This window comes from Shewanella sp. AC34-MNA-CIBAN-0136 (assembly GCF_040309945.1).
Lineage (GTDB): Bacteria > Pseudomonadota > Gammaproteobacteria > Enterobacterales > Shewanellaceae > Shewanella.
Genome location: NZ_JBEOPJ010000013.1, coordinates 91,348 through 116,147 on the forward strand (window position 1 = coordinate 91,348; position 24,800 = coordinate 116,147).

At 41.8% G+C, this 24,800-nt stretch carries 22 protein-coding genes; 3 read left to right on the forward strand and 19 right to left on the reverse strand.

Going from position 1 to position 24,800, the window contains the following annotated elements; genetic code table 11:
- Nucleotides 1-109: 109 nt before the first annotated feature.
- The 15 genes from rnhB to rpsB all read right to left on the reverse strand — a co-directional run bounded on the left by rnhB (nt 110) and on the right by rpsB (nt 14,838).
- Nucleotides 110-748: a ribonuclease HII gene (rnhB, locus tag AAEY94_RS13930; protein WP_350979077.1), complete on the reverse strand. Its 639-nt coding sequence runs from the start codon at nt 746-748 to the stop codon at nt 110-112.
- A gap of 20 nt (nt 749-768) precedes the next feature.
- Complete coding sequence (lpxB, locus tag AAEY94_RS13935) at nt 769-1,917, reverse strand: lipid-A-disaccharide synthase (RefSeq protein ID WP_101086638.1); 1,149 nt, start codon at nt 1,915-1,917, stop codon at nt 769-771.
- Nucleotides 1,918-1,926: 9 nt separating this feature from the next.
- Nucleotides 1,927-2,697: an acyl-ACP--UDP-N-acetylglucosamine O-acyltransferase gene (lpxA, locus tag AAEY94_RS13940; protein WP_101086637.1), complete on the reverse strand. Its 771-nt coding sequence runs from the start codon at nt 2,695-2,697 to the stop codon at nt 1,927-1,929.
- Nucleotides 2,694-3,155, reverse strand: a complete 462-nt coding sequence (gene fabZ, locus AAEY94_RS13945; RefSeq protein ID WP_011636755.1) for a 3-hydroxyacyl-ACP dehydratase FabZ — start codon at nt 3,153-3,155, stop codon at nt 2,694-2,696. The genes lpxA and fabZ overlap by 4 nt, the downstream gene beginning before the upstream one ends.
- 31 nt (nt 3,156-3,186) lie before the next feature.
- Nucleotides 3,187-4,212: a UDP-3-O-(3-hydroxymyristoyl)glucosamine N-acyltransferase gene (lpxD, locus tag AAEY94_RS13950; RefSeq protein WP_162023506.1), complete on the reverse strand. Its 1,026-nt coding sequence runs from the start codon at nt 4,210-4,212 to the stop codon at nt 3,187-3,189.
- A 5-nt stretch (nt 4,213-4,217) separates the two neighbouring features.
- Nucleotides 4,218-4,715 carry an OmpH/Skp family outer membrane protein gene (locus AAEY94_RS13955; RefSeq protein WP_011636753.1) on the reverse strand — a complete coding sequence of 166 codons (498 nt, stop codon included), beginning with the start codon at nt 4,713-4,715 and terminating at the stop codon, nt 4,218-4,220.
- 65 nt (nt 4,716-4,780) lie between these two features.
- Nucleotides 4,781-7,264, reverse strand: a complete 2,484-nt coding sequence (gene bamA / locus AAEY94_RS13960; RefSeq protein WP_101086635.1) for an outer membrane protein assembly factor BamA — start codon at nt 7,262-7,264, stop codon at nt 4,781-4,783.
- Nucleotides 7,265-7,295: 31 nt separating this feature from the next.
- Nucleotides 7,296-8,666, reverse strand: coding sequence for a sigma E protease regulator RseP (gene rseP, locus AAEY94_RS13965; RefSeq protein WP_101086634.1), 1,371 nt, complete (start codon nt 8,664-8,666; stop codon nt 7,296-7,298).
- A gap of 12 nt (nt 8,667-8,678) precedes the next feature.
- A complete protein-coding gene (gene ispC, locus AAEY94_RS13970) occupies nt 8,679-9,869 on the reverse strand; it encodes a 1-deoxy-D-xylulose-5-phosphate reductoisomerase (protein WP_350979083.1) in 1,191 nt (396 codons plus the stop codon).
- 5 nt (nt 9,870-9,874) lie between these two features.
- Nucleotides 9,875-10,732 (reverse strand): phosphatidate cytidylyltransferase, encoded by an 858-nt coding sequence (locus AAEY94_RS13975; protein WP_350979078.1) that lies wholly within the window; start codon nt 10,730-10,732, stop codon nt 9,875-9,877.
- Nucleotides 10,733-10,751: 19 nt separating this feature from the next.
- Nucleotides 10,752-11,576, reverse strand: a complete 825-nt coding sequence (gene uppS / locus AAEY94_RS13980) for a polyprenyl diphosphate synthase (protein ID WP_011636748.1) — start codon at nt 11,574-11,576, stop codon at nt 10,752-10,754.
- 81 nt (nt 11,577-11,657) lie between these two features.
- Nucleotides 11,658-12,200, reverse strand: a complete 543-nt coding sequence (gene frr / locus AAEY94_RS13985; RefSeq protein WP_101087203.1) for a ribosome recycling factor — start codon at nt 12,198-12,200, stop codon at nt 11,658-11,660.
- Nucleotides 12,201-12,334: 134 nt separating this feature from the next.
- On the reverse strand, nt 12,335-13,072 hold the full coding sequence (gene pyrH / locus AAEY94_RS13990; RefSeq protein ID WP_011636746.1) for a UMP kinase: 738 nt from the start codon (nt 13,070-13,072) through the stop codon (nt 12,335-12,337).
- A gap of 68 nt (nt 13,073-13,140) precedes the next feature.
- Nucleotides 13,141-13,992, reverse strand: coding sequence for a translation elongation factor Ts (gene tsf / locus AAEY94_RS13995; protein WP_162023508.1), 852 nt, complete (start codon nt 13,990-13,992; stop codon nt 13,141-13,143).
- A gap of 117 nt (nt 13,993-14,109) precedes the next feature.
- On the reverse strand, nt 14,110-14,838 hold the full coding sequence (rpsB, locus tag AAEY94_RS14000) for a 30S ribosomal protein S2 (protein ID WP_011636744.1): 729 nt from the start codon (nt 14,836-14,838) through the stop codon (nt 14,110-14,112).
- A gap of 352 nt (nt 14,839-15,190) precedes the next feature.
- Here rpsB and map point away from each other — a divergent pair, with 352 nt between their 5' ends.
- From map to dapD, 3 genes are read left to right on the forward strand one after another with little or no spacing between them, the layout of a single operon-like run.
- Nucleotides 15,191-15,988 (forward strand): type I methionyl aminopeptidase, encoded by a 798-nt coding sequence (gene map, locus AAEY94_RS14005; RefSeq protein ID WP_101086631.1) that lies wholly within the window; start codon nt 15,191-15,193, stop codon nt 15,986-15,988.
- Nucleotides 15,989-16,012: 24 nt separating this feature from the next.
- Nucleotides 16,013-18,586 carry a bifunctional uridylyltransferase/uridylyl-removing protein GlnD gene (gene glnD, locus AAEY94_RS14010; protein WP_350979079.1) on the forward strand — a complete coding sequence of 858 codons (2,574 nt, stop codon included), beginning with the start codon at nt 16,013-16,015 and terminating at the stop codon, nt 18,584-18,586.
- 49 nt (nt 18,587-18,635) lie between these two features.
- Complete coding sequence (gene dapD, locus AAEY94_RS14015; RefSeq protein WP_101086629.1) at nt 18,636-19,460, forward strand: 2,3,4,5-tetrahydropyridine-2,6-dicarboxylate N-succinyltransferase; 825 nt, start codon at nt 18,636-18,638, stop codon at nt 19,458-19,460.
- A 125-nt stretch (nt 19,461-19,585) separates the two neighbouring features.
- Here the strand turns inward: dapD and AAEY94_RS14020 are convergent, their stop codons facing one another.
- The 4 genes from AAEY94_RS14020 to AAEY94_RS14035 form a co-directional block, all read right to left on the reverse strand.
- On the reverse strand, nt 19,586-21,499 hold the full coding sequence (locus AAEY94_RS14020) for an HD domain-containing phosphohydrolase (protein WP_350979080.1): 1,914 nt from the start codon (nt 21,497-21,499) through the stop codon (nt 19,586-19,588).
- A 174-nt stretch (nt 21,500-21,673) separates the two neighbouring features.
- Nucleotides 21,674-22,546 carry a formyltetrahydrofolate deformylase gene (gene purU, locus AAEY94_RS14025; RefSeq protein WP_174839644.1) on the reverse strand — a complete coding sequence of 291 codons (873 nt, stop codon included), beginning with the start codon at nt 22,544-22,546 and terminating at the stop codon, nt 21,674-21,676.
- A gap of 179 nt (nt 22,547-22,725) precedes the next feature.
- Nucleotides 22,726-24,204 (reverse strand): PTS transporter subunit EIIC, encoded by a 1,479-nt coding sequence (locus tag AAEY94_RS14030; protein WP_162023511.1) that lies wholly within the window; start codon nt 24,202-24,204, stop codon nt 22,726-22,728.
- Nucleotides 24,156-24,620 (reverse strand): flavodoxin, encoded by a 465-nt coding sequence (locus AAEY94_RS14035; protein WP_101086625.1) that lies wholly within the window; start codon nt 24,618-24,620, stop codon nt 24,156-24,158. The genes AAEY94_RS14030 and AAEY94_RS14035 overlap by 49 nt, the downstream gene beginning before the upstream one ends.
- Nucleotides 24,621-24,800: the final 180 nt, after the last annotated feature.

The following is a 24,800-nucleotide window of genomic DNA, read 5'->3' on the forward strand; positions in this document are numbered from 1 at the left end:
GAATATTTTTTCTTCGAAAAAGATGAATGAAACAACACGAAAATGCGGGATTTAGACTACCAAACTACGCGATGTTATCCAACGATAAACTCGCTTAATTTGGCTATTATCAAAATGTATCCTGAAGCAATATACGTTCAGCGACAGGTTTAAAACTTCTACGATGTTCAGGTAATACGCCATACAAGGCTAACGCTTCGAAGTGCGCTTTGGTTGGGTACCCTTTATGCTTAGCAAAGCCATACTGCGGGTGCAGATTGTCTAACGCGTCCATCTCGGCATCACGAGTGACTTTGGCAATAATGGATGCCGCACTAATAGCAGCCACTAAGCCGTCGCCTTTAATTATCGCATGACTGGCAATACCAAAATCCGGTACCCGATTACCATCAACCAGCACTCGTTCAGGTAAAATGGATAACCCGGCTACTGCGCGCTGCATGGCCAACATGGTGGCATGCAAAATATTCAGCTCATCGATTTCAGCAGGGCTGGCACGGCCAATACTGACACTTAGCGCATTATCCATTATCTGTTGATATAAGGAATTACGACGTTTCTCGCTAAGCTTCTTAGAATCATTAAGGCCAACAATCGGTTTATTTGGGTCTAAAATCACAGCGGCAGTGACCACATCACCAATCAGTGGACCACGCCCGACTTCGTCAACACCAGCAACAAGCCCTTGTGAAATAATGGCTACTTGTTCAGGGGTAATATCTTTTATCACAACCGATAATGTCGACATATTAGCTTATCCTAGTCAGGTTACGGCGCTGGTAATAATGCTACTACAGCATCTGCAGCTCGCTCGCTGGCATTACACTTTAGCAATTGATGTAATTCTTCAAAGCGGGTATTTAGCGGTGCAAAATCTTGATTAAGCTGGTTGATTATCGCATCGGCAATTAACTGTGGTTGGCAATTAGCTTGCATCAGTTCTGGCACGATGGTGTCGTTTGCGAGTAAATTAGGCAACGAATAATTTTTGATTTTCATCATTTTAATCGCGATGGCGTATGTAATTGGGCTAACCCGATACGACACAACCATAGGACGTTTAACCAGCATGGCCTCTAATGTCGCGGTGCCAGAAGCCAATAAAATACAATCTGCAGCAGCCATGACTTCGCGAGATTGACCTTCAACAATAGTGACTTCTAGATCGGGAGCAAACTCCTCCAGTGCAGCAAGAAACTGTTGTCGACGAGCATCATTAACCACTGGGGTGACAAATTTGATGTCTGGAAAGGTTTGCTTAACTAACTGAGCAGCTTTTATAAATGGTTCAGCTAATTGCTTTAGCTCTCCGCCTCTGGACCCTGGCAATACTGCCAAGTATTCAGCATTAGGATCTAATCCTAATAACTGCCGAGCAGCCAGCTTATCACTGTGCATCGGAATATCGTCCGCGAGTGTGTGCCCCACAAAGGTACAAGGTACTTGATGTTGGTCGTAAAACGCTTTCTCAAACGGCAATAACGACAACACCATATTAGTGGCTTTAGCAATTTTAAATATACGTTTTGGACGCCAAGCCCATACTGACGGGCTGACATAATGGACTGTTTTAATCCCTTTGGCTTTTAATTTAAGCTCTACGCCAATATTAAAATCGGGCGCATCAATACCAATAAAACAGTCTGGCGCTAATTCAGTAATTTGTTTCACGAGACTTGAACGAATATGAAGCAGTCGAGGTAAATGTGATAACACTTCGACTAAGCCCATGATCGACAGTTCTTCCATTGGGAATAAACTCTCAAACCCTAGAGCTTGCATTCGAGGGCCACCAATGCCAATAAAGCGTGCATCAGGGTAGCGTTTTTTGAGTGAATTAACTAAACCGGCACCTAAAATATCGCCGGAGATTTCTCCGGCGACAATGGCGAATACTTTTGAAGGAGAGTTGGTCATCGTTTCCGTCTATCGAATAATGCCACGAGCAGAGTGGTTGATAAATTCCATAAATGCTTTCACATTGATGTCTTTTTCAGCGGCCTCGATTAATTCAGCGTTAGCTTCTTCAATGGTTAAACTCTTACGGAAAACCGCTTTATAAGCACTCAAGATTGCTCGTTGGTTTTCTTTGGTAAAACCACGGCGTTTTAAGCCTTCTAAGTTTAATCCACGCGGTACTGCAGGAGAACCAGCAGCCATCACAAATGGAGGAACATCTTGCAAAATAAGTGAAGCACCCGCGGTAAAGGCATGCGCGCCAATGTGTACAAACTGATGCACACCAGTCATGCCGCCCAAAATAACCCAATCGCCAACATGTACATGACCCGCAATTGAAGCATTATTGGCCATAATAACGTTATCACCGACAAAACAGTCGTGGGCAATATGAACATACGCCATAAACAGACAGTTAGAACCGATGCGAGTTTCACCTTTATCTTGGGTCGTACCACGGTGAATGGTAACCGACTCACGAATGATGTTATTGTCGCCGATAATTAAGCGAGTTTGTTCGCCTGCGTACTTTTTATCTTGACACTCTTCACCAACTGAAGAGAATTGAAAAATACGATTACCTTTACCGATAACCGTTGGACCTTTAACCACAACATGAGAACTTATCCATGTGTCGTCACCGATTTCAACGTTTTCACCAATGTAGGTCCAAGGACCAATAGTGACGTTATTACCAATTTTGGCTGTTGGGTGAACAAACGCTAATTTATCTATCACTTCTTAATCTCTCTACGTGCACACATGATTTCAGCAGAACAAACCAGTTCACCATCAACCAAGGCTTCACCAACAAACACACCAATACCGCGACGCTCTTTAATCATTTTAACGTGAAAATGTATTTGGTCGCCTGGCTCAACAACACGTTTGAAACGCGCTTTATCAATACCAGCAAAATAATACAGTACCTCTGGAGACGGCTCTGTACTCATGGTTTTAAATGCAAGTAAACCCGTTGCTTGTGCCATGGCTTCTAAAATGAGCACGCCAGGCATCACAGGCTGTATCGGAAAATGTCCCTGAAAAAAAGGCTCATTTATGGTGACATTTTTAATCGCATGTAAGTGCTCACCTACAGTAAAGTCCAATACACGATCGATCAACAAAAATGGATATCTATGAGGCAGATATTTAAGTATCTCTTTAATATCCATGGTGTTTAATTGGTTTGACACACTACATTCCTTAAATAAGGCAGAATTACAATTATTCTGTGCCCTTAGCACTTTTCTCGAGGGTTTTCACTCGGCTAAATAATTCATCTAATTGACGGAAACGAACAGTGTTTCGACGCCATAATTTATTTTCCATTGCGATGGTAGCAGACGAATACACACCTTTTTCACGGATAATGCTGGTCACGTTTGTTCCGCCTGATATGTGTACACCATCAGCGACACTCAGGTGTCCAGCAACAGCACTACCGCCACCGAGGATACAATATTTACCAATGGTAGAACTGCCAGCAATAATAGAGCCGCCAGCCATTGCAGTATTTTGGCCGATAATGACATTATGAGCAATTTGAACTTGGTTGTCGATAATCACGCCATCGTGGATCTCGGTATGCGACAACGCACCACGGTCAATGGAAGTACATGCGCCAATTTCGACATGATTGCCAATCCGAACGCCGCCGGTTTGTGGAATTTTAATCCAGTTACCGCGCTCATTGGCATAACCAAAGCCATCAGAGCCAATAACAGTCCCTGAATGGACGATGCAATGATGGCCAATATGGACATTATGATAAACGCTCACGTTCGCCCAAAGACGCGTGTTTGAACCAATAATACTGGTTTCACCCACCACACAACCTGGACCAATCTGAACATTTTCACCCAAAATAACATTGGCACCTATCACTGCATTTGCACCAATAGCCACACCGTCACCTAAAATGGCTGATGCATCTATTTGAGCCGAAGGATGAATACCAGGCGTTTCTTTTGGGGTGGTATCAAGTAATTGCGCTACTCGAGCAAACCCTACGTAAGGATCGCTAACAATCAGGGCGTTACCATGATAACCACTTGCTTCTTTTTCGCTCAGCAATACCGCACTAGCTTGAGTTGCCTCAAGCTGAGCACGGTACTTACTATTGGCTAAAAAAGAGAGTTGGCCTTTAGTTGCACTTTCAAGGGTAGCGACACTGGTTATTTCCAGCGTGGCGTCGCCTTTAATCGTTGCCCCTAATAGTTGGCTAAGCTCTTTTAAAGTCACTTTTTGCATACTTATTATTTGCCTTTGCTTAAGGCTTCTACCACTTTGCTGCTGATGTCAGCTTCTGGCTTAACAAAAATAACTGCGCCACGTTGTAGCACCATGTCGTATTTTTCTTTACCAGCAATGGTATTAATCGCTTTTTGAACTTGAACTAATAGTTTGTTTTGCTCTTCACCTTGACGACGACGCATGTCTTCATCTAATGCTTTGCCTTTCAACTGGAATTCAGACTTTAATGATTCCATTTTACGTACTAATTCAGTCTTTTGTGAATCGCTCATTAAGGCGCCGTCACGTTGTTGTTTCTCAACCAAAGAACGCATTTCTTCTTGCATTTTTTGGACTTCAGCAACACGGTCACCAAACTCAGCTTTTAATGATTTAGAAATTTGTTCGCGCTGTGGCAACTGCTCGAACACTTCACCCATATCAACCACAGCGAGTTTTTCCGCTTGGGCTAGCATAGGGGTAGCAAACAATGCCAATGTAATTAATGCGCGATTTACCATCTTTTTCAAAGTAGACTCCTTGTTAAACTTGTTGTTATCAGCAAAACCTGCCGAGTGTATTTGTTTTAGAACGTTTTGCCAATATTGAATGAGAAAATCTCTGTCTCGTCATCTTCATATTCTTTCAGTGGCCAAGCTAAACTGAATACCATAGGTCCCATTGGCGATAACCACTGCACGCTCATACCCCATGAGGCACGTAAGCGTTCTGGATCGCTATAGTCTTCTAACTTAGAGAACTGATCCGCTGGTAAAGTCCTATATGAGTCATAATCAAACTCAGTATCCCATACGTTACCCGCATCAACGAAGAAACTGGTTCGCACTGAGTTAGTGTAAGCTTCATCAAGGAATGGTGTCGGAACAATCATTTCAAAGCTTGCTGTTGCAATGGCGTTACCACCAATTGAACGGCCAGAACTCACCTGAATGGTATTTGGGTCACCAGGCAAACTACAACCATCACCAGAAACATCAGGCGCACATTGCTCACTACCACGGTATAAATAGAACGAACGTGGGCCTACTGAGTTAGACTTAAAGCCACGTAACGAACTGCTACCACCAGAATAATAGTTTTCCCAGAACGGTAAGATTTGATCGTTGTCGTTAAACTGACCATAACCGTTTGAATAACCTAAACGGGCGCGAGCCAATAATACAAACCCATGCTGAGGTGTCAGAGGGAAGTAGAAGTTAGTATCGAAATCCGTTTTAAAGTACTGTAAGTCAGAACCTGGCACGGTCATTTTACCGCTTAAACGTTGCGACGAACCATCTGTCGGGAACGTACCACGGTTAAGTGTGCTGCGGTACCAACCGGCATTCAATTCAAAGTTATCAAAACTTAAGTCTGAATTAGGATCATCAGTTTCACGATACACATTATAGAAACGCAACGCTTGTTCATAAGCAGAGATTTCTGAAATAGTATTATGACGATAACCAATACCACCGTTCAAACGGTTAGATTCGTTAATCGGGAATCCAGAGTTTAACGCTACACCATAAGATTTATTCTTATAGCGCTCAAGGTTAGCCTCGTTGGCATCAAATTCGTTCCAGTAAACGCTACCACCTAAACTGACACCATCCTTAGTAAAGTATGGGTCGGTATAAGACAAGTTGGCACTTTTAGAATATTTGTTAGTGTTGACGCTAAAACCAGCTTGGTTACCAGTACCAAGGAAGTTATTTTGCTCAACGCCAAACTGCAAACTCACACCAGATTCAGTACCATAACCGACACCTGCGTTGAACGAACCTGACGGTTGCTCTTTCACAGTCACTGCGACATCAACTAAATCGTCACTGCCCGGTACTTGAATGGTTTCTGCATCAACAGTTTCGAAATAACCTAAACGGTTAAGACGTAGTTTAGACTGTTCAATTTGAGCAGAATTCAACCACGCACCTTCCATTTGGCGTAATTCGCGGCGCATTACCTCATCTTTGGTAACCGTGTTACCAGTGAAGTTAATTGAGCGAACATACACGCGCTTACCCGGCTTAACATTGATGTTGAGTACCACTTCTTTGGTTTCATCATCAATTTCAGGATAGGTTTTAACTTCAGGATAAGCATAACCAAAGCGGCCAAGGTATTTGCTGTACATTTCTTCGGTGAATGTCACGTCGGCACCGTTGTACATGTTACCCGCTTTAATTGGTAAAATAGATCTCATTAACTCTTCGCGACCCATTAGGTCACCAATTAAGTTAACTTCTTTCACCTTGTACTTTTCACCTTCATTCACGTTAATAGTGATGTACAAACCTTTACGGTCTGGTGTCATCGCCACTTGCGTTGAAGTCACTTCAAAACGAATATAGCCTTGATTATGATAATAAGTTTTAATGGTTTCTAAGTCAGCTTGTAGCTTTTGCTTTTGGTAGCGACGTTCACCAAATAAATCCCACCATGCCACATAGTCTTTAAGCTCAAGCATACTGATGAGCTCAGAGTCTGAGAACACAGTATTACCTACTACGTTGATTTGACGGATTTCAGCCGCTAAACCTTCGGTAAACTTAAATTTAAGCTCAACACGGTTACGCGGCAAGTTGATGATTTGCGCTTCAACTTTGGCACCGTATTTACCCACACCGTAATAGAAATCTTGCAGGCCTTTTTCAATACCAGACAACATGGTTCTATCAAGTGATTCGCCAGCTTTAACACCAGAACCGTCAAGGCTTTCTTGTAACTGCTCGTCTTTGATATCTTTATTACCGTCAAACGAGATAATACTGATAGTTGGACGTTCTTTTACCGTTACATAGAGTATACCGTCTTCATGACTGACACTGATGTTTTCAAAATTGGTTGAACCGTAAAGGCTCTTAATCGCTTGCTGTAATTTAACTTCATCTACCGTGTCACCTACTTTCACAGGTAAACTCAATAGTGCTGCACCGAGAGCAACTCGTTGCAAACCTTCTACTTGGATGTCGGTCACTTCAAAAGGTTGGAAAGACTCTGCCCAACCATTCCCTGAAAAAGACGCGCCGACGAATAACATCGAGGCAAAAATTTTATTAAATCTCATAGAGCACTTCTAATTATTAGTCTGTCCTTGCTCAGAGTCGGGCAAAATCGTTGAATAAGGCTACGCCCATCAACATTAGCAGCAAAGCTGCGCCAAACCTGAATCCTATTTCCTGTACCTTTTCGGGTACAGGCTTACCAGTAATCACTTCTATAAAGTAATACAGCAAGTGTCCCCCATCGAGCACTGGCAGAGGCATTAAATTAATAATGCCTAAGTTAACGCTGATGAGCGCGATAAACCCTAGAAAGTACACTAAACCGTAACTTGCACTGGCGCCTGCGCCTTGTGCAATCGAAATAGGACCACTAAGGTTTTTCACCGACACATCGCCGGTAAATAATTTTCCAATCATCTTAAAGCTGACGACAACGAGTTGCCATGTTTTATCAGCTGCAGCGATAACAGAATCTACTATGCCATACTCAAGCTCAAAGCGCATATTATCAGGCCACTGAGCTTGGGTTGGGCTAATTCCGACAATTCCGATAGTTTTACCATCAGAATTTTGTTGTGCTTTTGGCACAACATCAACATTGATTTGTTCGCCTTGACGTATCAATGTCATATTAATATTTTTGTTAGCAGAGCTTTGTACCACATCAACAAACGCATTCCAATCGCTGTATTGAGTGCCATTGATATTGACGAGTTTATCGCCAATCTTAATGCCCGCTTGCTCTGCCGCACTGTCTTTACTCACTGCCGCAATCGTTGGATCTATCCCTGGGCGAAATATCCCTAAACCGAGTGCGGTAATCGGCGACTCTTTTTCTGGATCGAAAACCCAATTTCGCGTATCGAGTTTGACGGTGCGAACGGGCATATCCATGCCCGACAACGCTGGTAATGGTGCTAGGGATAACTCAATACTGTCATCACCAATATGACCCACTAAGGCTAAATTAACTTCTTCCCAAGTACGTACTGGCTGTCCTGATACCGCTATAATTTGTTGTGGTTCAACCAACTGAATAACACTGGCAGGACTATTTAACTTAGTACTGTCTATTACCGGCTTAATCGACGGAGTACCAATAAGGTACATGACATATAACGCTACAATTGCAAAAATAAAGTTAGCTATCGGGCCGGCTGATACAATCGCAATACGTTGCCATACCGTTTTACGGTTAAAGGCCTGGTCAAGTAAATGCTCCGGCACGTCTTCAACGCGCTCATCAAGCATTTTGACATAGCCACCTAGTGGGATCATAGCGACGACATATTCAGTGCCATCTTTACCCACTTTACGCCAAATCGCTTTGCCAAATCCGATAGAGAAACGCTCGACTTTAACACCACAACGACGGGCAACCCAAAAGTGGCCATACTCATGAGCGGTAATTAAAATACCCAACGCGACGATAAAAGAACCTAAGCTCCAAAAAAAATCTATCATTATTTCCCTGAATTAATTTAGTGTGCTGATAACGGACACTGCCGTGGCACGTGCTTGCTCATCAAGCTGTATTATATCTTCAATACTGTCTAAACGTGTTTGTTGCACCGAGTCTAAACAGCGATAATTAACGTTAGCAATATCAGTAAAACGAATGTGACCTTTTAAAAATGAATCGACAGCAATTTCATTGGCCGCATTCAACACTGTGGTCGCTTCCTGACCTTGCTCACAGGCTTGCATTGCTAAGCGTAAACATGGAAAACGGTCAAAGTCAGGTTCACAAAAGCTTAACTGTCCGACTTTGAAAAAATCTAAAGGTTCAACGCCAGCACCAATTCTTTGCGGATAGCTCATACAATGAGCAATCGGTGTACGCATATCGGGGTTGCCCATTTGTGCAATAACAGAACCATCGCGGTATTGCACCATTGAATGAATCACGCTTTGAGGATGTATCACTACTTTGAGCTGTTCAGCTTGCGTATTAAACAACCAGCGAGCTTCGATAAACTCTAAGCCTTTATTCATCATGGTGGCTGAATCGACAGAGATTTTAGGCCCCATGGACCAATTAGGGTGATTGCAAGCTTGAACAGGTGTCATCGCACTCAGAGTGGCTAAATCAGTGTTTAAAAACGGTCCACCTGAACCGGTTAATAAAATATGTGATATGCCATTAGCACTTAAGTCACAATAACCGAGTTGCGCTTGGACATTGGTTGGTAAACATTGAAATATGGCATTGTGCTCGCTGTCGACAGGTAGCACTGTCGCACCAGATGCTCTAGCCGTGTGCATAAATAACTCACCCGACATAACCAATGCTTCTTTGTTGGCTAGCAACACGCGTTTACCCGCTTTAACAGCGTCAAATGTCGGTACTAAACCTGCTGCGCCAACAATAGCCGCCATAACGGTATCAGTGCGACTGTCGGTCACTAACGCATTTAACGCCTCAGCACCTGTCGTCACTTGAGTAACACAATCATTAGGCAATAACGATTTAAGCTCCATGGCGGCGCTCTCATCCACCATATGAGCATACTCAGGCTGATGAGTGATACACAAGGCCAGCATTTTTTGAACACTGGCATTGGCCACTAATCCATAGACATGAAAATCGGCAGGGTTATTTACCATCACACTTAAAGTGCTAGCGCCAATTGAGCCTGTAGCCCCTAAAATCACCATATTTTGCATTGGCATCACATCCACATGGCTATGTAGATAAAGGTAAACACTGGCAATGCAGCCGTTAGACTGTCGATACGGTCTAAAATACCACCATGACCAGGTAAAATGGTGCCAGAGTCTTTAATATTTGCAGCACGTTTGAACATACTTTCAGACAAGTCACCAAAAGCAGAAGCCAGGGCAGTGACTAGTGTCACCACAATGAGTAAGCCTAACTCTTGTTCTGGCGCAACATACATAATGCCCGCAACCACGACCATAGTAGTAATTAAACCGCCAGCTAAACCTTCAAGCGTTTTAGCAGGACTCACACTCGGCATCAATTTATGCTTACCTAACTTACGTCCAGCAAAATAAGCACCGGTGTCAGTCGCCCAAACCACTAACATAACGATAAACACTAATGCACCACCATAATAGGGATGAACGTTACTGCTTAACGATTTGAGAGCGATTAAAGAAGCAAAACACGGGATGAGTGTTAACTGACCAAACATGGATTTCAGCATAGGGCTGTCTTTCCATATTTTGGCACTTTTAGGAAAACTGAACACCAATGCACTACTGACTATCCACCAAAATACACCAATAGTGATGATGGCCAAATAAATAGGGTGTAATTGGCCTTTAAACCACAACACATCTAAGGGTACTGATAAGTTAAGCGCTATCATTAACAGACCTAGGGTAGCAGTAAAAGACCACTGGGTGACATTACAGCTTGGGTCAATGAAACTGCCCCACTCTTTTGCTGCAATTAAAAACACTGGCACTAACACCCAAGCAAACAAGTTTGCTGGAAGTAAAAATATTGCCCCGAGTACAATTGGGATTAACCACAATGCTGTTATTATTCGTTGTTTTAGCAAAAACTAATCCTCTTAATATTTATATTGCGCGTATCTCTTCAATTTGACTACCCGTCAAACCAAAACGGCGCTGCCGACTGGCAAAAATGGCAATAGCATCACGGAATGCTAGCTCATCAAAGTCAGGCCATAGGGTGTCAGTAAACACCAACTCGGCATAAGCGGCCTGCCATAAAACAAAATTACTAATGCGGTAGTCACCGCCAGTACGGATCATTAAATCAACTTCGCTCTGGTTTTGCATGCACAAATGTTCATTTAATGCTTCTTCGGTCATCTGACTGCTGGTGATTTCGCCACTTTCTACTTTTTCGGCTAATTTTTGTGCAGCCTGTAAGATATCCCAACGTCCGCCATAGTTCGCCGCCACATTTAATATCAAACCAGTATTGCTTGCTGTTTTCTCTTGAGCACCGGCAATTTGTTTCTGTAAACGATTAGAAAACCTGCTGGTATCACCAATAATATTGAGCTTAACTTGGTTTTTATCGAGCAGTTTCAATTCACGTTGTAACACCGTAAAAAACAATTCCATCAACAAACTGACTTCTTTATCTGGTCGGCGCCAATTTTCGCTCGAAAATGCAAATAGGGTTAATGATTCAATACCAAGTTGACTTGCAGTACTTACCGCACGGCGCACAGCTTTAACACCGGCTTTATGACCGAAAACCCGGGCTTTACCCTGCAGTTGTGCCCAACGGCCATTACCATCCATAATAATCGCAACATGTTTGGGCAGAGATTGTTTTACTACATCAGATAATTGTCCCGGCAACAATTGCGAAGTCATTTGCTCCGAATCGGCTTTAGGGTCTGATTCAAACTCAACTGTAGACGACATCTACGACAATCCTTTATAAAAACAAACGCCGTGTAGTATACCCTTACACGGCGTGTTAACTCTAGCGTCTAAATTGACAGATTATACTTCCATCAACTCTTTTTCTTTCGCTGCTAGTATTTGATCAATGTTTTTGATTGATGAATCAGTGTGCTTCTGCACTTCATCTTCACTACGGCGAACATCATCTTCAGTACATGCTTTTGCTTTTTCAAGCTTCTTGACTTCACTGATTGCGTCGCGACGAACGTTACGAATGGCAATACGACCATTTTCCGCTTCGTTACGTACCACTTTGATAAAGTCTTTACGACGTTCTTCAGTTAACGAAGGCAACGGAATACGCAAAGTTGCACCTGCAGACATAGGGTTTAAGCCTAAATCTGAACTCATAATCGCCTTTTCTACCGCTTGAACTATCGATCTATCAAATACGTTCACTGTTAGTGTACGAGAGTCTTCAACTCCGACATTAGCCACTTGATTAAGCGGTGACATAGAACCGTAGCAAGACACTTGAATAGAATCTAATAAACTTGGGTGTGCACGACCAGTACGAACTTTCGCCATTTGGTTTTTAGTTGCATCTACGCATTTACCCATGCGCTCTTGCGCATCTAACATAATAGTATCAATCACAATAATTTCCTTTTTGTCACAAATTCATGTGTGTTTGAGCATTAGCCTAAGAATGACACATGCAATAAAACCGCTCAAACAGTTAAATTATATAATATAAATATTTTCTGTGTCTGTGATTAAGCAGGTTGTTTACTGCTAATAATCGTACCTTCTTTCTCACCCATAATAACGCGGCGAAGTGCACCTGGCTTGTTCATATTGAATACAAGAATCGGCATATTATGATCACGTGCCATAGTAAATGCAGCGAGATCCATTACTTTTAATTCTGATTCAAGGACTTCGGCAAAACTAAGCGTGTCATATTTAACCGCTTCAGGGTTTTTCATTGGGTCTGCTGAGTATACACCATCTACTTTAGTGCCTTTTAGTACTACTTCAGCTTCAATCTCAATACCACGTAAACATGCTGCTGAGTCTGTTGTACAAAAAGGATTGCCCGTACCCGCAGCAAAAATAACCACACGACCAGACTTTAATAGGCTAATTGCTTCTGTCCAAGTGTAATCATCGCACACACCTTTAAGTGGGATAGCAGACATAAGGCGGGCATTAACATATGCACGGTGCAAGGCATCACGCATGGCTAAGCCATTCATTACGGTTGCTAACATACCCATGTGATCGCCCACCACGCGGTTCATACCAGCTTTTGCTAAGCCTTCACCACGAAATAGATTACCACCACCAATAACCACGCCAACTTGAATACCAAGTTCAACAAGCTCTTTCACTTCTTGTGCCATACGATCAAGTACTTTAGGGTCAATGCCGAAGCCTTCTTCACCCATTAATGCTTCACCGCTTAATTTAAGCAGAATACGTCTAAACGCTGGTTTTGGATTGGTGCTCATAATTTTCATCCTGATCATAACAAAACCGCAGCGGTTGCTGCGGTCTTAGGGTATTTAGATTAAAGCGATTACGCTTTTTTAGTAGCAGCGATTTGCGCAGCTACTTCAGCAGCGAAATCTTCTGCTTTCTTCTCGATACCTTCACCCACTTCTAAACGAATAAAGCTGGTTACTGTAGCGCCTTTCGATTTAAGCACTTCGCCAACAGTTTTCTTTGGTTCCATGATGAAAGCTTGACCAGTAAGAGAGATCTCACCAGTGAACTTCTTCATACGACCAACAACCATCTTCTCAGCGATTTCAGCAGGCTTGCCTTCATTCATCGCGATTTCGATTTGAAGCGTTTGCTCTCTTTCTACAAGTTCAGCAGGCACATCTTCAGGGTTTACGAAATCTGGCTTAGAAGCAGCTACGTGCATTGCGATATGCTTTAGTGTTTCTTCATCAGCTTCACCCGCAACCACAACACCAATACGATCACCGTGACGGTAAGACGCAAGGTTTGCACCATCGATATACTCAACGCGACGAACGTTGATGTTTTCACCGATTTTAGTTACAAGCGCAACACGAGTTTCTTCAAACTGTGCTTTCAAGTCTTCGATAGACACTTTAGATGCAGCAGCAACATCAAGCACTGCGTTAGCAAATGCTAGGAAGTTTGAGTCTTTTGCAACGAAATCAGTTTGACAGTTAACTTCTAAAAGTGCAGCGAAACCTTCGCCATTCTTGATTAGAATTGTACCGTCAGCAGCGATGTTACCTGCTTTTTTAGCAGCCTTCGCGGCGCCGCTTTTACGCATGTTATCAATCGCTAGTTCGATGTCACCGTCAGTTTCAGTCAGTGCATTCTTACAGTCCATCATGCCAGCGCCAGTGCGGTCACGAAGTTCTTTAACTTGGGCAGCAGTAATTGCCATTGTTAAATCCTCTAATTTAATTCGTCTAATATTGCATTTATAAAACAGGGGCCAAAAGGCCCCTGTTCACCAATTATCTTATTGGCAAATAAGGGGGATGATAATCATCACGCCTTATTAAACAGCTTCTACGAAACCGTCTTGCTCAGCTTGAACAGCTAAATCTTGACCACGGCCAGCGTTAGCAGCTGCAGCAACAGAAGAAGTGTACAAACGGATAGCACGCATCGCGTCGTCGTTACCAGGAACGATGTAGTTAACACCGTCTGGTGCAGAGTTGGTATCAACAACTGCAACAACTGGAATACCTAGGTTGTTTGCTTCTTTAATAGCGATATGCTCATGGTCAGCACCGATAACGAATAATACGTCAGGTAAACCGCCCATGTTCTTGATTCCGCCTAAAGACTTTTCTAACTTGTCTAATTCGCGTGAACGCATTAACGCTTCTTTCTTAGTTAACTTGTCGAAAGTACCGTCTACAGACTGGCTTTCTAGCTCTTTAAGACGCTTGATTGACTGACGAACAGTTTTCCAGTTAGTTAACATGCCGCCTAACCAACGATGATCAACATAATACTGATCACAAGAAAGTGCAGATGCTTTGATAGCTTCGCCAGCAGCGCGCTTAGTACCTACGAATAATACTTTACCTTTCTTAGAAGCGATGTTGCTAATGAAAGCTAAAGCTTCGTTGAACATTGGTACTGTATGCTCAAGGTTGATGATGTGTACACCATTACGAGCGCCGAAGATGAAAGGCTTCATCTTAGGGTTCCAGTAACGAGTTTGGTGACCGAAGTGAACACCAGCTTGTAGCATGTCGCGCATTGAAACAGTAGTCATTGTATTTACCTTAATGTAAGGGGTTAGACCTCCACGCATCCCATGTTTCGACTTTCTAACTTCCGTTAAGAATGAGAAAGCACCCCGAAAAATGTGTCGATACGTGTGTGATTTAGTATTTAAGTTAATTGCCATGTATAATGACCACCATATTTTACGATTTGCCGAACACAATGTATACCTTGCTAAAAAAAGCAGCGATTGACATTGTATTAACTCGAACCGTACAACAACGATCTTACACATAACGGCGCGCTTTATACCATAAACGGCATGTAAATACAAATTTTTGCCGTAAAATCCTTGGATAAAACAAGCCTATTTTGACCGTCAAAAAGATAGAGAGTTTTTCATGAGTATTGTGATCAAAAATGCAGACGAGATAGAAAAAATGCGTGCAGCGGGTAAATTAGCGGCGCAAGTATTAGAAATGGTAGCTCCACACATTAAGGCTGGAGTGACCACAAATGAATTAGATGAAATCTGTGCTAAATACACCGAAGAGCAAGGTGCTATTTCAGCCCCGTTAAATTATCACGGATTTCCGAAGTCTATTTGTACGTCGGTAAATGAAGTCGTGTGCCACGGTATTCCTTCAGAGTACGTGTTAAAAGAAGGCGATATGATTAACCTTGATATTACGGTCATCAAAGACGGTTATCATGGTGATACCTCGAAAATGTTTTTAATTGGCGAAGTATCAGCAAAAGACAAACGTTTAAGCCGCATTGCCCAAGAAAGCTTGTATTTAGCCATTCGTAAAGTGCGTCCTGGTTTAAAATTAGGCGAAATTGGCACAACCATCGAAAAATTCATCAAAACAAGTAAAACAGGGCTTGATAAGTACTCCATCGTACAAGATTATTGTGGTCATGGTATTGGCACTGGCTTCCACGAAGAACCACAAGTTGTTCATTATAAAAATAATGATAAAACCGTGTTAAGACCCGGTATGTGCTTTACGATTGAACCAATGATCAATGCAGGTCGTCATACTACTGTGTTGGATAAAAGTGATAATTGGACAGTGACAACTTCTGATAGTAAAAACTCAGCACAATGGGAACATACACTTTTAGTGACCCAAACCGGTGTAGAAGTGTTAACTTTGCGTGAAGAAGAAGACTTTCCCCGTATCATTAACCACTAAAGACTCAAATTAGTAAGGACATCAATGAATACTGCGCTGGCCACCAAAAACGCATTAATTGACTTAAACCAGCGCTTAGTTGAGCAGTACACTGCAAAACACCCTATTGCTGATATTGTTAAACACCGTAGTCAATTTGTTGATGCTTTACTAACACAAACTTGGCGGGATTTTGGCTTACATAATAGCCAGCTTGCCCTAGTTGCCGTTGGCGGCTACGGTCGTGGTGAACTGCATCCCTATTCAGACATTGACTTACTTTTTTTGGTTAACGATGAACAATTATCGCCCGAAACTGAAATTCAGTTAGGGCAACTCATTACCTACCTTTGGGATACTGGGCTTGAAATAGGCCACAGTGTACGCACAGTTGCGCAAACCATTGAACAAGGTAAATCAGACATCACCATTGCCACAAATCTGATTGAAGCCAGATTGCTCACTGGTAATGAATATCTATTTGACGTGTTATACGATGCTATTCGTCAACAAGACTTTTGGCCCTCTTATGACTTTTATAATGCCAAGAAAGATGAACAAACGACTCGTCATAGTAAAGCCAGTGCTTTTGATTTAGAACCTAACATCAAAACCTGTCCCGGCGGATTGCGTGATATTCAAACCATCGCTTGGGTTGCAATGCGCCACTTTGATGCTGCTAAATTAGAAGATTTAGTCGAGCACGATTTTCTAGCGCCAGCCGAATTAGCAGAATTAATTGAATGCCAAAATTTTCTGTGGGAAATCCGTTTTGCACTTCACACCACCGCTAATCGCAACGAAAACCGCTTGTTGTTTGATTTACAGAGACAAGTTGCCAGTTTATTAGGTTACGAGGATGCTACCCAATTAGCCGTCGAACAAATGATGAAGCGCTATTATCGCACGGTACGCCGAGTGATGGAGCTTAATCAAATGCTGTTGCAATTGTTTAAGCGCGCGACATTAGGTCACACTCAAGCACTAGAAATTCAGCCGATAAGCGATGTTTATCAACGGCGTGGACGTTACATTGAAGTATTAGATGACGATTTATTTAGCCGCCAAAACGAAGAAATATTACGCTTATTTTTACTGGTGGCTAAAAACTCAAACATTCAAGAAATTTACGCGCCAACGTTACGATTACTGCGCAATGCTCGTAGAGCATTAACATCACCCTTACAAGAAAACCCCGCATGTCGTAAAGTGTTTATGGAGATCTTAAAACATCCACGAGGTATTACCGCATTTTCATTAATGCACCAGCACGGTATTTTGTCGTCTTACTTACCGGCTTGGCGCAAGATTGAAGGCCAAATGCAGTTTGATTTATTTCATGCTTATACCGTTGACGAACACACCCATAGATTACTGCTCAATATTGATCGTTTTTCACAAGCTGAACAAAAAGATGAATTTCCACTGGGTGCCATCTTAATTAATCAGTTACCGAAAAAAGGGTTGTTAGTTCTCGGGGCCATTTTTCATGATATCGCTAAAGGCCGTGGCGGCGATCACAGCAAATTAGGTTCAAAAGACGCTATCGACTTTTGTAAATTGCATGGCATGAATGATCATGACGGTCGCTTAGTGGCTTGGTTAGTTGAAAATCACTTAGTGATGTCAATCACCGCTCAGCGCAGAGATATTTCAGACCCGGAAGTGATTGCACTATTTGCTGAAAAAGTACGCGATGCTGCACACTTAAGTTATTTGTATTGCCTCACTGTCGCAGATATTTGTGCCACCAATGAAAAAACATGGAATAACTGGAAAGGCTCGTTATTACGTGATTTGTATTTTTCAACTCAACGAGTATTAGCTCGGGGTAAAGAAAAACCTATTGATGCTAAAGCGCGGGTTAAAGAGGTCCAAGCCAAAGCTAAAAAAGAACTTATTCGTCGTGGCCTGAAAGAAAAAGACATGGATGAACTCTGGTCTCGGTTCAAATCTGACTATTTTTTACGTCATCAGCCAACCCAAGTGGCCTGGCATGCTGAGGCCATTCTAAAACATCATCACGACGAACCATTAGTATTAATGTCTAAGCATACAACACGTGGTGGTACGGAGCTGTTTGTCTATAGCAAAGATAAACCAAAACTGTTCGCCACCGTTATGACCGTTTTAGATAACAAAAATATCAATGTGCATGACGCTAACATCATGACATCAAAAGATAACTATGCACTCGACACCTTTGTGATTTTAGAACAAGATGGCGAGCCTATTATCCAATTATCACGCATTCAAAGTATCCGCAAAGCACTTGAAAAAGCCTTGGCAAGTGAAAATCCAAAACTGCCGAAGTTTAGAAAACTAGCCCGGATCATGAAACCTTTTAATGTTGCGACTCATGTGAGTTTCTTACCCAGTGCTCGCCATGGTACAAGTATGATGGAATTAATCACTCTCGACACCCCAGGCTTATTAGCCAAAGTCGGTGATACCTTCTACCGTTGTAATGTGACATTATTAGCAGCTAAAATTACCACTATTGGTGAACGTGCAGAAGACTTTTTCATATTAAAAAACCAAAGTGGAACGGCCCTAGATGAGCCACAACAGCAACAATTAGCTGATGCGCTAACACTGGCGCTAAAATCATCTAACTAATTTAAACCATAAATTTGTGCAACTAATCATTTAATACCGGGAGAAAACAATGGAGGCTTTACGCCAACGCATTGAAGCTGCATTCGAAACACGTCAAGACATCTCACCTGCAACCGTAGAACCGAGTGTTCGCGCTGATGTTGAAACCGTGATCAATATGCTCGATAAAGGCCAAGTGCGCGTTGCTGAAAAAATTGACGGTGAATGGCATGTTCACCAATGGCTTAAAAAGGCGGTACTACTGTCTTTTCGCATTTTTGATAACGGCGTGATTGAAGGTGGCGACACCAAGTATTTCGACAAAGTCCCACAAAAATTTGCCGATTATGACGAAGCTCGTTTTAAAGCAGAAGGTATTCGTGTTGTGCCACCCGCAACGGTTCGCAAAGGCTCATTTATCGGTAAAAATACCGTATTGATGCCATCTTACGTTAACCTTGGTGCCTATGTTGATGAAGGTACTATGGTTGATACATGGGCTACTGTTGGTTCGTGTGCGCAGATTGGTAAAAACGTACACTTATCTGGCGGTGTTGGTATTGGCGGTGTTTTAGAGCCATTACAAGCAGGTCCAACCATTATTGAAGACAACTGTTTTATTGGTGCTCGCAGCGAAATCGTTGAAGGTGTTGTGGTTGAAGAAGGCAGCGTCATTTCAATGGGCGTTTACATTGGCCAAAGCACGCGAATTTTTGATCGTGAAACTGGTGAAGTACATTACGGTCGTGTTCCTGCTGGATCGGTTGTCGTATCAGGTAACCTACCATCGGCTTGTGGCACATACAGCTTGTATGCAGCGATTATTGTCAAAAAAGTTGATGCTAAAACCCGCGGTAAAGTGGGTATCAATGAACTATTACGTATCGTTGATTAATTTTATTATCCAACGATAATCTACAAAAGGCTCCTAGGAGCCTTTTTTGTTACTGTTAAATCATCCATTAAATAAAAAATATAAGTTCCAAAAAATAACATTAACTCATCAAATCAATAGTATAACTAATTAGATCTGGCTTGTGCATTCACCAATAATGCATTGGCTAATATTCGCCAGGTTAACATTCCAATCACCAACTGCTTGTCATTTTGAACAATCAAATAATTAACATTACTTTTTTCCATCGTCCGTTGAGCATCGTTCAAAATGGTACGATCGTTAATCATATTTATTTTATGTTCCATCACTTGATGTACACGTTTATTCAGTAAGCTTCTATCCGCTGCACGTTCTGCTGCTGTATTTAAAAATGGGCTGTGCCAAAATGCTAAAACGTTATTATCAACCACGCCGATTGGGCTACGATTTTTTTCTGACAGTACCACGGCCACATCCATTTTAGCTTTTTTCATCATAGACTCAGCATGTTCAAGAGTATGATACTCCTCTAAAAAAACAACTGGGGCTAATGACAAAGTGCTAACATATTCTTCTTGTTTAAAGTCTTCGACAGCCAAAATATCAATACAGGTATCAACAACGACCTCATCGAATATTATGCCTCTGCCTTTTAATAACTCTTGGGTTAACACCTCCATTCCGAGCGATGGCCGATAAGGTCGATGGCTAAGAATCGAATCAGCAACGTCGGCTACAGCAATGATCTTGGCTTCAAGTATAATGTCATCCGCTTTCAACCCTTTTGGATAACCTGAACCATCTAAGCGTTCATGATGTTGAAGGATCATTTGCTTAATAGGCCAAGGAAACTCCACTTCATCAACAATTAAAGCGCCTTGCTCAGGGTGTTGTTTAACCAAGCCAAACTCAGCATCACTTAACCGTGAGGGTTTAGATAGAATCTGGCTTGGAATGGCCAACTTACCGATATCGTGGATCAATGATCCCAGTTTTAATCCTTCCAATACTTCAGGTGTTAAGCCCATTTTCTCGCCAATAAGATAGCTTAACTGCGCAACCGACTTTTGATGCCCCGCGGTATAAGCATCTTTTAATTCTAGCGCTTCTGAAATGGCACCAATCAACTGCACCAAAATGAGGGTCATCTTTTCTTTTTGCATTTTAATAATGCTAGATTGTCTCGATACCGCTTTCATGGTTCGAGGTAATTCGACGCTGTGCCACAAAATAGTCGCAAAAATACTTAACGATTTGGCATCTACTTGGGTATAAGGTTTATCTCGATTGCCAACGCCGATAATGCCAACGAGTTTTTTGCGATAATGAATCGGCACACAAAGATGATTACTAAAGGCAAAAAAACCTTGTTGTTGCGAACAATTCTCAGAAATACTGGCTAATTCATTATGCACCATCGATTTACGGGTTTGGATGGTTTCAGCCCAAATACCAGAATCTGCTTTATAGGTTTGTCGTTTGGTAATCGTAAAGTATTCACTGACGTTTTCACTCCATGTGGTTCGCACTATTTGATTGTTTTTCTCATCAAACATATGCAGATAACCCACATTAGATTGAGTCAGTGAAAGTGCCTGTTTTAATGACGTAGCAAACACCATATCACCGCTGGCATTAATCACTTCTTCGATTTGATTTAGCCAATCATCACTAGACTGGATCGCTTGATGATAATCAGGATGTAAATCAGATAACCAAGCTTTATCGAGTTCGATTTCTATGAAGGTAATACACCAATGCTCACTGCTTTCTTCTATCGGGGTGACAGTCGCTTGTAATGCATGCCCTTTATCATCAACAAAATTGATCAGTTGTGAAGAAAGATGATTGGTAATATCTATTTGCTCATGAGTAAGCATTGAAAAAGCATTCGATAATGGTTGTTTTAGAATAGCCGAGATGGGTTTATTGACTAATTTGTATAGCGGTTCACTTAGCTTAATTAATTCAAGCCTATCATTAAGAATGCCCCAACATAGCCCAACTGTTTTAGGTAATTCTGAAGGTTTTAAGAAAAAATTAGCTTTTTGTAACATCCAGTTTCCCGTTTCTTACTTATACAGACTAAAAATATCAATTCCAATGGAATACAGCATAGCAAATTTCTAATAGATAAGTTGATACAGTAACTTACAGGAACCACTCATCTTTATTTATCTTTAAAGATAACACCATTTGATTTAACGTCAAATGATGTATATCTACAAACTTTAAAACACGACCGTTTTATTACCGTACACCACAACTTGTTCATTTAATACCAATTGCAGTGCTTTACTTAATACGCTTTTTTCAACGTCACGGCCATTATGGGCTAATTCTTCTGCGCTATAACTGTGATCAACTGAAATGACATCTTGTTTAATAATCGGCCCTTCGTCCAAGTGATTGTTCACAAAGTGTGCTGTTGCACCAATAATTTTAACACCACGATCCCACGCTTGTTTATAAGGTGATGCGCCAATGAATGCAGGTAAAAAAGAATGATGAATATTAATAATTTTATCTGCAAATGCTGTTACAAACTCGGGTGTTAATACTCGCATATATTTAGCGAGTACAACAAAGTCAGGATCATAGGGTTTTATCACTTTAAGCATGGCTTGTTCATGCTCCTGACGGTTTAAACCTTCATGACTAACATAATGAAATGGAATATCAAACTTTTCAGTTAATGGCTGCAACACATCATAATTGCCTACCACAGCGGCAATCTCAACATCTAAACCGCCATAATAAGACTTCATCAAAATATCGCCTAAACAATGGGCTTCTTTTGTCACCATGATCACGATACGTTTTTTACCCATATCCACTAATTTCATATGATTTTTAGCTGGCAATACTTCACGTAATTCATTCAGTAGGCGTTCATCATCAAACACCCCTTCAAGCTCCGCACGCATAAAAAAGCGGCCTTGAGTGTGGTCAACAAATTCGGTGTTTTTAATAATGTTTAATTGATGAGCAAAACATACGTTGGTGATTTTAGCTATCAACCCCTGAGCATCAGCACAATCGGTTATTAGCACTTTACGTTGTAAATTAGCTGGGGTAAAAATAGTTTTATCTTGATGACTCACGCGTACAACTCCTCTTAAAATACTGTTTTACAGTGTGCCATTTAAAAAGATTTTTGGGTGATGTTTTTAATGATAAATTCTCATAAAAGAGAAATATTCTTGCTTTAGATACAAAACTCTCAAATATGTATGACAAGTTAAGCAACAACTATTATGGCTTAATGAAACAACCGTCCGTACTAACGCCGAGAATCTAAATATTTTTGCAGCAATTTACGTAATGTTTCAGCCTTAGTGCCATAAACAACTTGTACACCTTTGCCCATAACAACCACGCCTTTAGCTCCTAAACGCATTAGTCTAGCTTTATCGATTAAATTGGCTTGATTAACACTTATACGTAAGCGGGTTAAACAGGCATTAATCTCAACAATATTCTCGCGTCCGCCCAATGCAGAAATCATAGCCCGCAAGCTCTCTTTAGGCTCTGCAGGTAAATCACTTTGCTCGATTCGGCCAGGTGTTTTTAAATTGAACGCTAAAATACTGGCCCTAAAAATGGCATAATAGATTACTGTGGTAAGCGGGCCCAATATCCAAATCCAATGAGTATTAGCAGAGCGAGAAAACAATAAGGTGAAATCTACCAGCCCATGAGAGAACACGATGCTGTGATGAACTTCTAGTAAAATACACACGCTGTAAGCTATGCCCGTGAGTAATGCATGCACAATAAACAAAATTGGCGCGACAAACATAAAGGCAAATTCTATCGGCTCTGTCACCCCGGTTAACCAACTAGCTGTCGCCGCTGATAACATAATCCCCGCAACTCTGTTACGCTCGGATTTATCAGCACAACGCCAAATCGCTAATGCTGCCGCGGGTAAGCCCCACATTTTAATCAAATAGCCACCAGCAAGATTTCCCGCCAATGGATCGCCGGCCAAATAACGCGCCACCTCACCCCTAACGACTGTACCTTGATTAATGTACTGCCCTACTTCAAGATAAAATGGCGCATTCCAAATATGATGCAACCCTAGTGGAATTAATAAGCGTTCAACCGTTCCGTAAACCCCAAAAGCAATAGCGGGGTCTTGATATACAGCCCAATCAGAAAGGAGTTCAATAATATGCGACAAGGGTGGCCAAACATGCACAAGTAAATAAGCCAGTGCCATAGACAGGGGTATAGTAATTATTGGTGCACTGCGACGACCTTCGAAAAATGAAAAAATAGCAGGCAATTTAACATGTTGACTAAGATTGACAGCTAAACATGTCATCGCACCGACTAACATTCCGCCAGCGATACCAGTGTCAATCGTTTGCATGCCCCATAGCGGTCGCGATACCAGACCATAAATATTTGTTAGGGCACCCATCGTGGACAAAAACACCCCGAAACCAAATACAGCTGAAAATGCTGCAATGCCTTGGTCTCGACAAAAACCAATCGCTACAGCAACACTAAACAGCAAAGGCATCATGGTAAAAACCAGATTGCCTACAGCAGAAAATACTGTATTCAATTCTGCAGGGATAAATGGCAACGGGTTAACCGTCAACCCTAACATCACCCCCGCAGCGGGTAAAATAGCAATAGGTATGAGCAGTGCTTGACTCAGGCGCTGTGCGAATTTAAACCATTGTTGCGTAAAAAAACTTACGCTACGTTTACCGATATGACGGCGTTGTGCCAAGTGGCTATCCATGTTTTAGCTTCTATTTCGGGTTCCATTGTTTCACAGGCATCAATTTCTAATCGTTCAGTCAGCGGCTTGGCACCCAACTCGGTTAACAACTCATCAAATTGTTTTATCGCCCCACAAAAAGTGTCATAGCTCGAATCGCCTAACCCAATTAGGCTGTATTGCAATAATGGTAAATACGGTGCACTGGATTTAAGTTCATTAAACCAAGGAGACATATCCTCGGGTATATCACCTTGCCCTGTGGTTGATGACACTACTATGAGTAGTTCATCTTGAGGTGGTATAAAACCAGATAATTCATTGGGTTGCCAAAGCTTAGTTGTAAACCCTAATGTTGCAATCGCTTTAGTCACTGTTTCGGCTGTAAATTGTGCGCTACCATAAACGGTACCAAAAACAACATTGACCTTTTTCATGGTATACTTTCCCCTTAAATGTAATACGATATAAAAGACCTTGAGTCTTAGTGACTTACCTTACTGTATTGTTTGAGTCTCTCGCAAGTGTCTTTATAAAGTAATTTAAATCGATATGGTCAACATCAGTTGCCCCAAATGAAATAGCGCAATAACGGAATCAAGACGATGCGACAAGTG

What these genes read in the sequence shown, in the direction of transcription:
- AAEY94_RS14020 (WP_350979080.1), bottom strand. Translation starts at nt 21,499, where the DNA reads ATGTTACAAAAAGCTAATTTTTTCTTAAAACCTTCAGAATTACCTAAA.
- AAEY94_RS13955 (WP_011636753.1), bottom strand. Translation starts at nt 4,715, where the DNA reads ATGGTAAATCGCGCATTAATTACATTGGCATTGTTTGCTACCCCTATG.
- rnhB (WP_350979077.1), bottom strand. Translation starts at nt 748, where the DNA reads ATGTCGACATTATCGGTTGTGATAAAAGATATTACCCCTGAACAAGTA.
- uppS (WP_011636748.1), bottom strand. Translation starts at nt 11,576, where the DNA reads ATGTCGTCTACAGTTGAGTTTGAATCAGACCCTAAAGCCGATTCGGAG.
- map (WP_101086631.1), top strand. Translation starts at nt 15,191, where the DNA reads ATGAGTATTGTGATCAAAAATGCAGACGAGATAGAAAAAATGCGTGCA.
- AAEY94_RS14035 (WP_101086625.1), bottom strand. Translation starts at nt 24,620, where the DNA reads ATGAAAAAGGTCAATGTTGTTTTTGGTACCGTTTATGGTAGCGCACAA.
- pyrH (WP_011636746.1), bottom strand. Translation starts at nt 13,072, where the DNA reads ATGAGCACCAATCCAAAACCAGCGTTTAGACGTATTCTGCTTAAATTA.
- frr (WP_101087203.1), bottom strand. Translation starts at nt 12,200, where the DNA reads ATGTTAGATGCGCAAGAGCGCATGGGTAAATGCGTAGATGCAACTAAA.
- lpxB (WP_101086638.1), bottom strand. Translation starts at nt 1,917, where the DNA reads ATGACCAACTCTCCTTCAAAAGTATTCGCCATTGTCGCCGGAGAAATC.
- tsf (WP_162023508.1), bottom strand. Translation starts at nt 13,992, where the DNA reads ATGGCAATTACTGCTGCCCAAGTTAAAGAACTTCGTGACCGCACTGGC.
- AAEY94_RS14030 (WP_162023511.1), bottom strand. Translation starts at nt 24,204, where the DNA reads ATGGATAGCCACTTGGCACAACGCCGTCATATCGGTAAACGTAGCGTA.
- bamA (WP_101086635.1), bottom strand. Translation starts at nt 7,264, where the DNA reads ATGAGATTTAATAAAATTTTTGCCTCGATGTTATTCGTCGGCGCGTCT.
- rseP (WP_101086634.1), bottom strand. Translation starts at nt 8,666, where the DNA reads ATGATAGATTTTTTTTGGAGCTTAGGTTCTTTTATCGTCGCGTTGGGT.
- glnD (WP_350979079.1), top strand. Translation starts at nt 16,013, where the DNA reads ATGAATACTGCGCTGGCCACCAAAAACGCATTAATTGACTTAAACCAG.
- ispC (WP_350979083.1), bottom strand. Translation starts at nt 9,869, where the DNA reads ATGCAAAATATGGTGATTTTAGGGGCTACAGGCTCAATTGGCGCTAGC.
- rpsB (WP_011636744.1), bottom strand. Translation starts at nt 14,838, where the DNA reads ATGACTACTGTTTCAATGCGCGACATGCTACAAGCTGGTGTTCACTTC.
- dapD (WP_101086629.1), top strand. Translation starts at nt 18,636, where the DNA reads ATGGAGGCTTTACGCCAACGCATTGAAGCTGCATTCGAAACACGTCAA.
- lpxD (WP_162023506.1), bottom strand. Translation starts at nt 4,212, where the DNA reads ATGCAAAAAGTGACTTTAAAAGAGCTTAGCCAACTATTAGGGGCAACG.